Raw genomic sequence first — 14200 nt, 5'->3', positions numbered from 1 at the left:
TGGTGGCAATCCTTAGAAAGCTTAATAATTGGTTTGTATCTTGTGGCTTATTTACCTGAACTCATGAACAGGATTTCAGCAGGTGCTTTACAAAACAGGATTAATCTTTCCCAAGAACAAGCCCAAGAATTTCTAGATTTGGTGAATAGAAGAAACTACATTCCTATAAATATTGATTTTATCCCAACAGTTGATAATTGGAATAATTTCTTAAAGAAATGGAACGAAGTGATATTTGATAATCTTGGCGAAGAACATAGGGATAACTATGAATTTCAATATCCAGATGTTTTGGCAAGTAAATCTTGTCTTCGGACAGGCGCAACTGAGGAAGAAGTTTCTGAATTAGAGAAAAGATTAGGAGCAAAACTACCCATAGGCTATCGGAACTTCCTCCTTGCTTCTAATGGTTTTACGGTCTTGAATGAATATCGCGATTTATATGGGGTAGACCAAATTAACTGGTTTATTGATAAAAATAGAGATTGGGCAGAATGTTGGGATAATGGCGATGATGTTGAGGATGAGAAGTACTTCCAATATGGGGAACATCAAGACTGCTGCTGGATAAGAGGTCGATACTTGAAGACTGCCCTCCAGATTAGCTCTGCTGAGGATGGAGATGTTTATCTTCTCAACCCACAAATTATAGACTCTAGAAGCGAATGGGAAGCATGGGACTTTGGTAATAAAAATCCTGGAGCCTATCGATATCGTTCATTCTGGAACATGATGCAGAAAGTGTATGAAAGAAGTTTTTGTTCTTGAACAACCTAAAAACGCCCATGCATGCTGACCGCTAAAAGACGATTTATTATGATGCAAAGTTGATCGGCGGCGGGTGATGGGCAACGTTAGCATTCCATGGGCGATCGCCGATTCAGGCTGGAAGAAAGCAACGATATTGGTGAGCATTTCTACATGTTTATCGGGAGCTTTCTTAGAAGACTGCACACCAGAGCAAAAAAGAAGAAATTGATGATAAGCGAGACTTGGAAAACTCTCAAAGCAGCCTATCCTATGTTGCAACAAGCAATCAAGAGCCTTCAGATTTTTAATCCTCAATGCAAGTTAGAAGAGGCAGATCCGGATGTTGACTGCGAATATGATGTCAAGATACCGATTTCCAAGGGTTACTCGCTGACGGCGAATATCTTTCGTTCCAAGGCTCGGATGAAGAACAGTTCGGCGGAACCCGTGATCATGTGTGCACATCCTTATGATAATCACCTAATCCCAGCAATGGGAAGGACTCCGATAGCAGGGCCTCCACAGCAATATCGCTTGATTCCCCAAGGACACCCGTATCCGATTTTCTCCAAGTTGACGAGTTGGGAATCTCCCGATCCAAATTATTGGGTATCAGCTGGCTATACGCTCGTGAACTTAAATCTTCCGGGCTACTCCAACAGTGGAGGAACCGCTTCAATCGTCTCAATGGCTCAAGGCACTGATTATCGCGAGGCAATCGAATGGGTCGGACAGCAAGACTGGTGCACTGGTTCGATTGGTCTCCTCGGTGTTAGTTATCTGGCAATCAGCCAGTTTCTTGCCGCTGCCTGTTCCTACACAGAAAATGGTTCCTCTGCCCTAAAGTGCATCGTCCCATGGGAAGGACTGACCGATGTTTATCGCGATGTCGCTTGCCCCGGAGGGGTGACGGGATCTGGGTTCCTGAATTTTTGGTGGCATACAGAGGTCAAACAGGCTCTGAACCAGTCCGTTGAGGAATTTATCAAAACGGAGGGAGCGATTCCACCAGAAGTAATTAAGTTACATCCAATGATGGATTCATACTGGGAAAGCAAGGCGATCAAGCTCGAAGAGATAGAAGTACCAATGCTCGTATGTGGGTCATTTTCCGACCATGAGTTGCATACACGAGGATCACATCGGGCATTTGAGCGTGTGAGTTCTGCTCAGAAGTGGCTCTACACCCATCGCGGTGGAAAATGGTCGGAGTTCTATTCTCAGGAAGCATGTTCCCTCATAAAAGATTTTATGGATCATTTCCTGAAAGGCGAATCGAATCGGTTCGCCACAGCGAAGCCCGTTCGCCTCGAAATTCGATCGAGTCGTGATGAAGTGCATGAGTTACGCTGGGAGGATGAATGGCCACTTTCTCGGACTGAGTATCGAAAACTCTTTCTTAATCAAACTGGTCTTCAGACCGAAATTCCGACGAGTGAAGCCGAGGTTTCCTACAGTGGTAAGAAAGGATCGGCGGAGTTTGATTATACATTCAATGTGGATACCGAACTGAGCGGATTCATGAACCTCCGACTTTGGGTGGAGGCACGGTCTTTCAATGAAGGTAGCCAGTGTTCCGACGACATGATTTTGTGTGTTGTCGTAGATAAGCTGGATGAATGTGGGCGTTCGGTTCGGTTTAATGGAACGCTTGGGATTTCAGACGACGTGGTAACCCGTGGATATCTCCGCGTTTCGCGTAGAGAGATAGATTCAGTTCTCTCTACCTCGTGGAGGTTTGAGTTTAGTGGGCGATCCAAACAAACCTTATCCCGTGGTGAAATTGTGCCGATTGATCTCACGCTCCAACCAAGCTCAACTTTTTTCTCTAAAGGTGAGGGTTTAAGGCTTGTGGTCGCCTCTTATGAAACGTGTCCATCGCCAATCTTTACGAAAGATCTTAGCATCAATTCTGGCACACACATTTTGCACTTCGGTGGGCGTTACGACTCCCACTTAAGTGTTCCAGTAATTCCAGCCTAACTGACACTCAAACGGACAGCCTTGCCATATGCACATTGACGGTTGAGGAGGGGAAGTATCAGTTCCAAGAGTGGCTGGGTAAAGCCCGCGAAGTTTACAGTGAAGTGATTACACAATTCGCAACCATTTAGATGGGATTAGCAACTATTTTTGGAATCGAACGACGAGCGGAGCAATGGAAGGAATCAATAATCGCATTAAGTTGATTAAACGGCAAGCTTATGGCTTTGTGAATTTCAACAATTTTCGGGAAAGGTTATTAGCTTGCTTCTCTGATTAGAAAAAATTATCACCATATTAGCGGGAGAGCCGAATCAACTGACTCAGAGCGCTCTATAGATACAGCAAACTGAGCATAGTAGCTATCCGCACGTTTTACCAGTCTGACTCGTTTGATTTGGTCAAACTGGTAGAAATGCAAGTCACGAGTTCCTTTGAGCTTGAGTCGCCCAATTTGCTTACCATCGGTGAACGTGATTGATTACCGCTCTTCAGCCAACTTCCACCCAGAGGTTTTGTACTCCACTGAACGAACAGCTTTCTTGAACTTTGGAAATCCCTTTTTATTTGGAACACCCTTGTTACAGTTCTCGTAGAACCGAGAAATTGCAGACCAGGCAGGTTCAGCCGATGACTGTCTAGCTATTGAATTGAGTTCATTAGCAAACGGAAACTCTTTAGCCAGAACAGCACAGTATTTATTGAGATCGTACTTAGACACACCTTTGTTATCCATCCAGTAGCGCAAGCACTTGTTCTGGATGAATTTGGCAGTCCTCAACGCCTCATCAATTGCGCTGAACTGAGTAGGTTTTCCGTAGACTTTGAACTCAAAAATTAACATACAACCATCATATCTTATGCTAATTTTTGGCCTAAATTAGATACTCTTGTACTGCTTCTTCGCTGCGCTCAGTCGATTGGGGAGCTATAAAGGCAACTGCTGATGAAGAAGTTTCTAGTAGATCTTGTGGTTCACTGAATATTGACTGGAGAATAGGGAAGTCCACCTAAATTTTTGCTGAGGCAGGCAACCTATGGTTCCATGGTAGAGGTTAAAACCATCAGCATTCAGCTTCCCAGCACAAAGAGTGCGATCGCCTTGGGGGGAGTGCAGGGGGAGAATCTGAAACTCTTGACCCAGAAGACTGGAGCCTCCCTGTCCCTCCGAGGGCGAGAACTATTGATTTCCGGTACTGAAACCCAGGTACAGTTGTGTTCCCAACTTGTGGGAGCCTTAGAAGATACCTGGAGCCAAGGGGGTAGCATTACCCGTGTGGATATTCTCACTGCTGGACAGGCCATTGAGACCGAGCAGCAACAAGAATTACGAGAACTACGCCAAGATGTCCTCGCACGTACCCGCAGAGGTGAGGTGATTCGCGCCAAAACCTTTCGGCAATGGCAGTATATCCAGAGTGTCCGCTCCCATGACCTCACCTTCGGAATTGGCCCTGCTGGAACCGGGAAGACGTATTTGGCCGCAGTGCTGGCAGTGCAGGCATTGCTTTCTAATCAGTATGAGCGGCTGATTTTGACTCGCCCGGCGGTGGAAGCAGGGGAAAAACTTGGTTTCTTGCCCGGTGACTTGCAACAGAAGGTGGACCCTTACCTACGTCCGCTCTATGATGCCCTGTACGAGTTTATTGACCCCGAAAAAATTCCCAACTTGATGGAGCGAGGGGTGATTGAAGTGGCTCCCCTTGCCTATATGCGAGGACGAACCCTTAATAACGCCTTTGTGATTTTGGACGAGGCCCAAAACACCACCCCAGCCCAAATGAAAATGGTGTTGACCCGTCTGGGCTTCCACTCTCGGATGGTCGTGACCGGAGACATCACCCAGACCGATCTACCGATGCACCAGCCTTCGGGACTGATAGTTGCCCAGAAAATTTTGCACGGTGTTGAGGGCATTTCGTTTTGTCATCTTTCCCAAGCGGATGTTGTACGTCATCCACTGGTTCAGCGGATCGTCGCCGCCTACGAATACCACGAGTCTTAATGGGTGAACTCAGATGCGAGTTGTTCGCTGATGCTTCTGCTCGATTTTCTGAATCAGACTCAGCACTTCCTGACGGCGACTTAAGTCTGCTTGTCGGGATGGGGACTGCGGCTCTAACCTGTCTGGGTTTAGTTCTGGGGTAGAGGTGTCACCTGGAGCCTTGAGAGAAATCGGCACCCCACCCCCTAGTTCCTCGTGCCCGACCAGTTCCTCTAGTTGAGAGAGGGCAACTTCAGCCCTTTCAATCTTTTCAATCAGGGAGCGGGCGATCGCCGCCCCTTCCTGTGCCGAGTCAGTAAGTTGCTTAATCCGAATCCGAAATCGATTAGCAATCTGATTCACCTGGTTGCCAGCTTCAAAGGTTTGAGTTACCAGTTTGCCAATTTCTGTGGTGATGAAACTGAAGCCCCCAATTTGACCACTCCCCGATTGATTGGTGGTTTGGTTGGCAACAACTGCCGCCTGAACGGCTAAGTACTGCACCTGTTTACTGACCCGTTCAATCAGCTTTGAGGTCCCTTGCACAGTTTCGAGTTCCTTATCTAGAGCTTGTCCAATATCCACAATTTGGCTTGTATTGGCGCAGATGGAGTCAACGCCATCAAAGGTTGCCTGAAAAGCTTTTGTCCCTTCTAAAGAAAGTAATTGAGCAATCTGAATAAACTTCTGATTCAATAAGGAAATTTCTTGAGATTGTTTTACCAGTTCTGATTTTTGTAGTTCCAGTAGTTGATTATGGCCTTGAATTTCAGACTGGTGTGCTTCTAATAAGCGAGTATATTCATGAACTTTAGTTTGCTCTTCGCGCAATTTTGCTGAGTACTGTTGGGCTTCCAGTTTTTGCTGCTGGACAACAGCATTCACCAAGTTCAAGATATGGGACTGAGCTTGGAGTAACAAATGTAAGTCCAGCAACCCCAATGTCTGGTGCTCGTAAACAACGACAATTGGTTCCAAATAAACTTCCGGCGATCGCTGCAGGGCAACCTGGGCTGCTTCGTCGATTTTTGCCAGATAGGGAAGCTGGGTGGGAGGAATCTTCATGAAATCTAGCAGCACATGAATCGGGCGCGTTTAAAAATAAGTCGAGGCTGAAGGGCTGACTCATTTGCTCCAGAAACTTTTGCCGCGAGATCATGCCCACCAACTGACCTTCATGGGTAATCATCACCCCTGGCAAATCGGGCTGTTGCTCAAAGGCCTTAGATACAACCAGCCCAATCGTCGAGGGGCTGACCTCAAAATTGTGATTGGGAAGATCCCCTAGGGTGGAATCAAACGTAAGCTGATTGAGGTGAAGCATTATTCCCTAGCCCCAGCAATGGATGTATAAAAGTTCGGCGACCCCCCTATGGTAGCCCTGAGATGTTATGAAGAGTTTAAGAATGCAGTTCCTCCTTGTTAAACCCCTGTGCTCCGGGTTTGAAGCACACGGTTGAAATCGAGCACAACACCAATCTCACGTGTGCTTCAAACCCAGCTTTAAATCCGGCTAGAATTCTCCAGCAATTCGTTATCTCTGTAGCATGAGATACATTTGACTTTGTCTCAAGAAAGGTGAGAAATTAGTTTTGGTGGTTCCTGCGGGCTTGATGCTGCTGTTGCATTTGTTGCAGTTGCTCCGGTGTCAATAAGGCCTGAATTTGTTGTTTTGTCTCTTTTCTGATCTGCTTAACTCGTGCTTTTTGATCCGATGTCAGATTCAAAGATTTCAGTGCTTGATGGGGCTTTTGTCCCTGCTGGATAGCGGTTTGCATTTGTTGCTGTTGGCTGGGATTTAGCAGTGCAGTAATCTGAGCCAGGGATCGTTGTCTGATCTGTTGCATTTTGGCCTTTTGATCACTGCTCAAGTTGAGAGTAGGCTTATGGTGTTGGGGCGGCTGATTCAGCGGCGTGGCAGCGGGCTGTAAAGAGGGCTGCGGAAAGGGCGTCAGTTGTTCATACCGTGAACCGGGGGGAAGGGTTTGAGCACTAACAGGTAACAGCATGGTTCCAGAACAGAGCAATGCCAGGGCAAATGCGTTCAAAGTTGGGCGGAACAGTGCCGTTGATTGAGTCCAGTGGATACGCATGAGAGATCAAGTTTTCAGTGTGAGTTCTATAGCTTAGACCTACCTAATCCCTCAATTGGTTCAATGGCACTGCTCGGCTAGTTTAGCTGCCCTAGGGCTGGCTGTCTGAACCTAGTGGTGCTGATTGGTGTCTAACGATCAACGGGTTTCTGCACGAAACAGTAACCTTCAGGGTTGGTATGCAGTCTGAATGTTTTTGACTGGGGTGACGTGCATCACCGGTAGAGAAGGAACAGACGTGTGAAATATCTGATTAAAACTGGTTTTTCCAAGTGGTTGTTGGGACTACTCGTTCTAGGGGCGATCGCTGGAGGCGGGTATATCCTATACATCCAAGTAACGACTGCCCAACGTCAGGAAGTCAGTCGCCAAATCTCAACCGCCAAAGTGGAGCGCCTGAATTTGCCTGTGACCATTGCAGCCAATGGGATTGTGCAGCCCGAACGCTCGATCAATGTTAGCCCCAAAACCCAGGGACTGCTGAAACAACTGCTCGTAAAGGAAGGCGATCGGGTGCAACAGGGGCAAGTGCTGGCCTACATGGATGACTCTAACCTCCAGGGACAATTCACCCAGGCAAGGGGACAACTAGCCCAAGCCCAGGCAACTCTGCAACGGGCGATCGCTGGCAACCGACATCAGGATATTGCCCAGGCAGCCGCCCAATTACAAAATGACCGGGCAGCGCTTCAGCAGACAGCGGAAACATTCCAGCAAAATCAGCAATTGTTTGGCACTGGCGCGCTGTCTCTCCGAGATTTGGATAACTCCCGCACGGCGAGGGATCAAGCCGCTGCCCTGGTAATGAAATCACAGCAAGCCCTGGATCTACAGCAGGCAGGGGCGCGCCCAGAGGATATTGCCCTGGCCCGTGCCCAGGTCTTAACAGCCCAGGGCACCCTGCAAACCATTCAAGCTCAATTGAATGACACGGTGATCCGTGCACCCTTCACCGGGCTGGTGACCAAAAAGTATGCCGATCCAGGTGCCTACGTTGCCCCCTCAACCGCCGGCAGTGCTGCTTCTTCGGCGTCAGCTTCAATTCTGGCTCTGGCCTCCATCAATCAAATTAGTGCCAATGTGGCTGAGTCCAATATCGCCCAGATTAAGCTGGGGCAAACCGTGGAGATCGAAGCAGATGCTTACCCCGGTCAAACCTTTGAGGGCAAGGTGATTCAGGTAGCCTCCCAGTCAACCACCGTGCAAAACGTCACTAGTTTTGAGGTCAAAACCTCTGCATCGGATCCCCAGCAGCTGCTGCGGGCTGGGATGAACGTTCATGTCAACTTTCAGGTAGGAACCTTAAACCAAGTCCTGGTGATTCCTACGGTGGCAATTGTGCGCCAAGCAGGCACGAGCGGTGTACTGGTGCTTGGCGGCCAAAAGGGCAAGCGTCGTCCTGAGTTCCGCCCCATTAAAACCGGCGTATCTGTAGCAGACAAAACCCTAGTGATCTCAGGACTTCAAGAGGGAGAGCGGGTGCTACTCAGCTTTCCTCAGGGTGAGCGTCCCCAGTCCAGAACTCCCTCGATCATTCCGGGAATGGGAGGATCGGGGGGTGGTTCTCGTCAACGTTAGGAGCAGGGTAATGGCAGGGTCAATCCCCATCCATCCGATTCAAGTCTCTCTGGTTGAAGTCTTGAGCATGGCGGTGGAAGCCCTCTGGAGTAATCGGCTCCGAACTGGGCTGACCATGCTAGGGGTGATTATTGGCATCGCCTCGGTGATCACAGTCACTTCCGTGGGCCAGGGGGTCCAAAAGGCAACGGAGCAGCAAATTCAATCCCTAGGCAGCAACGTCATGTTGGTGCTCACCGGCGTCGCTCGGTCGGGCGGCATCAGTCAGGGTTCGGGGTCGGCGTCAAAATTGACCTGGGAAGATGCCCAGGCGATCGCCCAGCAGGCTCCGGCGGCTCAAGCCGTGACGGCTTTTCTCCAACGCTCGGTTCAGGTGGTCTACGAAGGAGAGAATACCTCAACCACTCTCTTGGGTACCGACTTGAACTACCCAGGGGTGAAGAATATTTATCCCCAGTCAGGGCAATTTTTCAGCCAGGAGGATCTCAAGAGCGCTCGACCGGTAGCAGTGCTGGGCAGTGAGGTACGGGATGAACTGTTAGGGCCAGGAAACCCAGCCATTGGAGCCCATATCCGGATTCAAAACGAACGCTATACCGTCATTGGAGTTATGGAGCCTAAGGGATCGGTGGGAGGGCAAGACCAAGATGACCGGATTTACGTGCCCCTGACCAATATGTCTGCCCGGATTGTCGGCAATAATGCCCTCAACGGTACGGCCATCACGGGGTTTTGGTTACAAGCCAGGGATGCGGTGCAATTGGAAGCAGCCCAGTTTCAGGTGACAAACCTACTGCGCATTCGCCACAATCTCTATCCCCCGCAACAACTGGATGATTTTCGCATCAGCAATCAAGTTGACATTATCAATGCCTTCAGTAACGTAGTCGGCTTGTTCACGGTGATGGTCGGGGCGATCGCCGGAATTTCCCTAGTTGTTGGTGGCATTGGCATTGCCAATATCATGTTGGTTTCTGTGGTGGAGCGGACACGGGAAATCGGGGTTCGCAAAGCGGTGGGAGCAACCAATGGTGCCATCCTCAGTCAGTTTTTAACCGAGGCCGTCCTGGTTGCGATCGCTCGGGGGGGGGATTGGCATTGGGTTAGGGATTGGCATTGCTTGGGGAGCCTCCACCCTGTTCCAATTCCCCTTGGTGATTTCCCTCTGGTCTATCGGGGCTGGCTTTGGATTGTCCCTGGTGATTGGGCTATTGGCAGGAGTGATCCCAGCCCGCAACGCCGCCCAACTCGATCCGATTGCGGCACTGCGGAGTGAATGACATGGCAGCCATGATCTGGATGGAAAACATTACCAAGACCTACCATCTCGGTGAAATGGAGGTGCCGATCCTCAAGGGCATTGATCTGACGATTGAGGAAGGCGAGTATGTCGCCATCATGGGGGTATCGGGTTCAGGGAAGTCTACCCTCATGAATATTATCGGCTGCCTGGATCGCCCCACCGGGGGGCATTACGTCCTAGAGGGGAGAAACCTCACGACCCTCAACAATGATGAACTGGCCTTTATCCGCAATCAACGGATTGGCTTTGTCTTTCAGCAATTTAATCTGCTGCCCAGGGCAACCGCCCTCGACAATGTGATGCTGCCGATGATCTATGCCAGCATCCCCAAGCAACAGCGCCGTCTCCGGGCAACCGCAGCTCTCACCCGAGTTGGGCTGGCCGAGCGGTTATCGAATCGTCCCAATCAATTGTCGGGGGGACAACAACAGCGGGTGGCGATCGCCCGCGCCCTGGTCAATCGTCCAGCCTTAGTGTTGGCAGATGAGCCGACGGGAGCGTTAGACAGTCAGACTTCTCAAGAAGTCATGGATTTACTCAATGATCTCAATCATCAGGGAATTACTATCGTTATTGTTACCCATGAGCCAGATATTGCGGCTCAAACCCGCCGCATTATCCACGTCAAAGATGGCCTGATTGTTACCTGAATTTACCGAGGTAGAATTGGGATTTTACGACCCACTTAAAATGGAAACGTTAGTTGTAAGGTACCCGCAATAGATGGCGAACTTGCACCCTTCACCCCTGGATTCGGCAAAATCGTTAAAACTGGTTGCAGATATAAATTAGAGATCAGATGATACTGAGCATAGGTTTGAATCATGGTTTCATAGGAATTAAAACCGTATCCAGCTGTTGGTGAATCATTAAGTCCAGCGATGGAAAAGCCAACGCCATAGCTATCCAATGGTCGCTGAGGAAAAGGGCCAATGGCAGTCAGACCCAAGCCAAAGGAATTATTAATAATCGCTGTACGAGAGTTATTCCAGCCTCCTTGTAAAAATCCAATAATTCCATTTTGATAGGAACTCTGACGAAACCTCACTATTTTTTGAACCAAATAGGTGTAAAAACCACCCGTGTCAGATTCAGTTGCTCCGCCAGGGGCAGAAAGGGGGCCACTTTGGTGCCAGGCTCCCAGGGCGATACTTCCGGCACCGTCATCCGGTTGATGAGCAAAGGGAGTCCAAACTCCTCCGATTTCTGCGACTTCAAACAGTGCCCCAGAAAAGTCTGGCCAGTTTAAACCGGTTTGAATTCCTTGTGCGCCTCTGCCATCATAGATTCCAGCTTGGAAATACCAACCATTGGGAACCGCAGGATCATTCTTAGGGCTTCCCCAAGACTTCCATGACCCATAAATACCAAATGCTGAATTATAGTAGCCAGGAATAAAGCCCAGCATGGACGGAACTACGAATATAGGGGTGTAAATTAAGGAAGTCGATGAGGGAAAAAGTTGCGGGTGTGATTGCGTCCCAAATGGCCGACTAACATTACCAAAATTCAAAGAAGGAATTAGCTTGCCAATCCGTAGAGAGATTTGGTCACCATTAAAGGTTTGATTGAGCCACAATTGATAAAGTTCAGTCCTGTTCAAAGGAGCAGTTGCTTCTAAAGAGTTATAGCCTTGAACACTTCCAGCGGCTTCGTTGACCTGCTGTCCATTAAATTGAAGTAGTTCAGCTTCAAAAAAACGCACCTTGCCAACCAACCGCTTTTTCTAAATCAATACCAAGACCCAGGGTGGCTGTGCCATTAAAATTTGTAGTTCCTGATTGGCTTCCACCGGATATTTGCTGACTGACATTACCGATTAGAATCCCTCCCAATCGAATCGGGGATTTTTCATTAAGTTCCAGCCAACGCCCCAGACTCCCCACTCCAACGGTCATTTCCGATGCGGCTGGATTACCACTCACTGAAGGAATTGATCCCGCTGCTAGCAGCGGGGATGGGACATGATTAACTGTTCCTGACGGTTCGGTATTTGTGTCAAGATGATCCGCTGTCGGTAATAAATCACTAGAGAAAGATAGGGTATCTAGATTGAGTTGGGGAGAGCCAGCATTAGCCTCTATTTCACTGCTAATAATTGGGAGAATTTGTGTATCTATCCTTAGGGTCTCCCCTTCAACTAGCAGGAAGTCACAGCACGGGATATTTTCAATATTTGAAAAATCTCGATTTAAGACTAGAAAACCTTCAACTGATTCGCCCACAGATGGAGATATCAGGATAGAATTAAAAACCAAAGGCACTAGTATGCTGATAATTTGGCTGTGGAAAATAAATTTCTTCCCAATCTTATACATTAGTTTTATTCTCCCTAAAAATACTTATAATATTTACAATTTTGAGTTGCATTTATTGTACTTTATGAATCTCACTTATTAGCATGAAAAACCCTGGAAATTTGATGTATGTCCAAGGGGCGGGGACAGGCGATCGCGGCTCTGACAGCTACTTCGGTAATCTCCTGGTACACCACTCCGTGAGGCTTATGCAGTCCCAATAGTTGGGCAATATGCCAACCGATGGTTTCCCCTTCCCGGTGGAGATCGGCGGCAATAAAGACAGCTTCCGCGTGTCGAGCGGCAGTTTTCAATCCCGCGATGGTTTGCTTGGCGCGATCGTCTCGGGGGATATAGCGGCAATCGATGGAGACAGCTCCCTAGATCTAACCCCAGGGAGCTGTCTCCATCGTTGGCCAGTTGGCGAAGGTGCCCCACCGAGGCTTTGACATCCCAGGCAGCGCCAAGGATGGATTTTAACGGTTTGATTTTTCCCGGAGATTCAACAATCAGGAGTTTCACCATTTCTCTATCCACTCAGCCATCGGCAGCGAAATGATGCCTTCCCCTGATTCCAACTGAATCAAGCCCTCAGTATGCACCAGATGAACGGTATCAATCTTGTCAGCTTGATGCTGGGCAAGCGATATGATTGAGATATTACACCCAGTCACCGGACTGTGAGTGAGTGTCTACTCTACAAAACTTGAATTTAATACACACTCAGTTACAGTCCCTTGCTGTCTCCTTCGCAGTCTAACAGGCATATCGACATGGCTAAAAATAAGGAACATCAGAGTAGCAATTCTAAAGACAATGTTGTTGAATTTAGTGGTAGCCCAGAAACCAAAAAACAGAAAAAAGAACAGACTCAAAAATCAAAGAAGATGAGCAGTGAGCTTTATGAAAAAGAACTAAAGAAGCTGCAAATTGAACTCGTGAAACTGCAAGAGTGGGTAAAACACAAGGGCTTAAAAGTAGCGGTTATTTTTGAGGGTCGAGATGCTGCTGGCAAGGGGGGAGCCATTAAGCGGATCTCAGAATGTCTGAATCCACGGGGGTGTCGAGTCGTTGCCTTAGGAACCCCCACGGAACGGGAGAAAACCCAGTGGTATTTCCAACGGTATGTGCAGCATCTGCCTGCTGCTGGAGAAATTGTCCTCTTCGACCGCAGCTGGTATAACCGAGCCGGAGTCGAGCGAGTGATGAAGTTTTGCACCCATGAGGAATACGTCGAATTTATTCGCTCATGTCCAGAATTTGAGCATATGTTGCAGCGGTCTGGGATCGTTCTCGTTAAATACTGGTTTTCCGTCAGTGACGAAGAGCAAGAGCTGCGATTTAAAGACCGGATTGCCGATCCCACCAAACGCTGGAAGATCAGCCCCATGGATTTAGAATCCCGCGCTCGCTGGGTGGAATACTCCCAGGCTAAAGACGATATGTTTGCCGCTACCGATACGACGCGATCGCCCTGGTCAGTGGTGGATGCCAATGATAAGAAACGAGCGCGACTCAACTGTATCAGCCACTTACTGAGTATGGTTCCCTATGAAGATTTAACCCCTGAGCCGATTGAGTTGCCCCCTCGCCAAGTTGCGGTGGAGTATGAGCGTCCGCCCATGTCCATGCAATCCTTTGTGCCCCAAGTTTTTTAGGGTTGCAGGCAGGGGTTCAATCGATAGGAATGGGAGTTCTGGAAGCAACAGACCGGTTGGTGAGTTAGCCGCAAAGGACTCTCTGTGTACACCATTTTTCCGTGTGGAAGTGACCTTCAAGGTTCTTGCCATCCACTTGAATGGAGTAACTGCCCTTTGCGGTTGTGTCTGGATAGATGGCATCCAACCAAATTCGACTGGACTGGGCAGTCTGACAGTGATTCGGGCGATCGCAAAGGATGACCACGCCCTGGGAATTTTGAGCATTGGATGGCAAAGAATAGCTGGCGGGAAGCTTTGGCATCAATTCGTTGCGACCCATCCAGAGGCGAATCTCGATCGCGGGGTAGTGAGTAAATTGACAGTGATCAGGACGTTGGCTCAAGCGGATTGTCACGGCTGCCCCATCCCAGGGAGCACAATCGTCACGGATGGAAGCATAGGGAAAATTCAGGGTCGAAGCTGCGACGAATTTGCCGCCGATGAGTCCCATTAGGATCAAAACTCCGATGGCGATCGCTGTCATGATTGGCTTTGCTTGGTACACGCTGTTC

Annotated in this window: 12 protein-coding genes and 3 pseudogenes; 8 read left to right on the top strand and 7 right to left on the bottom strand. The window is 48.7% G+C overall.

Going from position 1 to position 14200, the window contains the following annotated elements:
- From DO97_RS20595 to DO97_RS23675, 3 genes and pseudogenes are all read left to right on the top strand, one after another.
- A partial coding sequence (locus DO97_RS20595) for an SMI1/KNR4 family protein (protein ID WP_156120436.1) occupies positions 1-768 on the top strand: 768 nt, incomplete at its 5' end.
- Between the two features lie 96 nt (positions 769-864).
- Positions 865-2733 (top strand): CocE/NonD family hydrolase, encoded by a 1869-nt coding sequence (locus DO97_RS04420; protein WP_239651440.1) that lies wholly within the window; start codon positions 865-867, stop codon positions 2731-2733.
- 166 nt (positions 2734-2899) lie between these two features.
- A pseudogene (locus tag DO97_RS23675) lies at positions 2900-3013 on the top strand (transposase); the annotation flags it as partial.
- A gap of 36 nt (positions 3014-3049) precedes the next feature.
- Here DO97_RS23675 and DO97_RS04415 read toward each other — a convergent pair.
- Positions 3050-3577: pseudogene (locus tag DO97_RS04415) on the bottom strand (RNA-guided endonuclease InsQ/TnpB family protein); the annotation flags it as partial.
- Positions 3578-3778: 201 nt separating this feature from the next.
- Between DO97_RS04415 and DO97_RS04410 the strand changes: the two are divergent.
- Complete coding sequence (locus DO97_RS04410) at positions 3779-4738, top strand: PhoH family protein (RefSeq protein WP_036531374.1); 960 nt, start codon at positions 3779-3781, stop codon at positions 4736-4738.
- A 9-nt stretch (positions 4739-4747) separates the two neighbouring features.
- Here DO97_RS04410 and DO97_RS04405 read toward each other — a convergent pair whose 3' ends face one another.
- Positions 4748-5782 (bottom strand): methyl-accepting chemotaxis protein, encoded by a 1035-nt coding sequence (locus DO97_RS04405; RefSeq protein ID WP_052128365.1) that lies wholly within the window; start codon positions 5780-5782, stop codon positions 4748-4750.
- A 521-nt stretch (positions 5783-6303) separates the two neighbouring features.
- Positions 6304-6765 (bottom strand): hypothetical protein, encoded by a 462-nt coding sequence (locus DO97_RS04400; protein ID WP_204368470.1) that lies wholly within the window; start codon positions 6763-6765, stop codon positions 6304-6306.
- A gap of 285 nt (positions 6766-7050) precedes the next feature.
- Between DO97_RS04400 and DO97_RS04395 the strand changes: the two genes are divergently transcribed.
- The 3 genes and pseudogenes from DO97_RS04395 to DO97_RS04385 all read left to right on the top strand — a co-directional run bounded on the left by DO97_RS04395 (position 7051) and on the right by DO97_RS04385 (position 10341).
- A complete protein-coding gene (locus DO97_RS04395) occupies positions 7051-8388 on the top strand; it encodes an efflux RND transporter periplasmic adaptor subunit (protein WP_036531335.1) in 1338 nt (445 codons plus the stop codon).
- Positions 8389-8398: 10 nt separating this feature from the next.
- Positions 8399-9668: pseudogene (locus DO97_RS04390) on the top strand (ABC transporter permease).
- Position 9669: 1 nt separating this feature from the next.
- On the top strand, positions 9670-10341 hold the full coding sequence (locus DO97_RS04385; RefSeq protein WP_275574935.1) for an ABC transporter ATP-binding protein: 672 nt from the start codon (positions 9670-9672) through the stop codon (positions 10339-10341).
- Positions 10342-10376: 35 nt separating this feature from the next.
- On the opposite strand, the gene DO97_RS25875 is transcribed toward DO97_RS04385, so the two are convergent.
- The 3 genes from DO97_RS25875 to DO97_RS25865 form a co-directional block, all read right to left on the bottom strand.
- A complete protein-coding gene (locus DO97_RS25875) occupies positions 10377-11396 on the bottom strand; it encodes a carbohydrate porin (RefSeq protein WP_239651437.1) in 1020 nt (339 codons plus the stop codon).
- Entirely contained in the window at positions 11383-12009 is a 627-nt protein-coding gene (locus DO97_RS25870) for a hypothetical protein (RefSeq protein WP_239651436.1), read from the bottom strand. The genes DO97_RS25875 and DO97_RS25870 overlap by 14 nt, the downstream gene beginning before the upstream one ends.
- 71 nt (positions 12010-12080) lie before the next feature.
- Complete coding sequence (locus DO97_RS25865) at positions 12081-12302, bottom strand: toprim domain-containing protein (protein ID WP_036531334.1); 222 nt, start codon at positions 12300-12302, stop codon at positions 12081-12083.
- Between the two features lie 573 nt (positions 12303-12875).
- Between DO97_RS25865 and ppk2 the strand changes: the two genes are divergently transcribed.
- Positions 12876-13646: a polyphosphate kinase 2 gene (gene ppk2, locus DO97_RS04370; RefSeq protein WP_338038279.1), complete on the top strand. Its 771-nt coding sequence runs from the start codon at positions 12876-12878 to the stop codon at positions 13644-13646.
- A 64-nt stretch (positions 13647-13710) separates the two neighbouring features.
- Here the strand turns inward: ppk2 and DO97_RS04365 are convergent, their stop codons facing one another.
- On the bottom strand, positions 13711-14193 hold the full coding sequence (locus tag DO97_RS04365; protein ID WP_156120434.1) for a hypothetical protein: 483 nt from the start codon (positions 14191-14193) through the stop codon (positions 13711-13713).
- Between the last annotated feature and the right edge of the window lie 7 nt (positions 14194-14200).

The organism is Neosynechococcus sphagnicola sy1, from assembly GCF_000775285.1.
In the GTDB taxonomy this organism is placed as follows: Bacteria; Cyanobacteriota; Cyanobacteriia; order Neosynechococcales; family Neosynechococcaceae; genus Neosynechococcus; species Neosynechococcus sphagnicola.
This window is presented reverse-complemented; position numbering and strand designations above follow the sequence as displayed.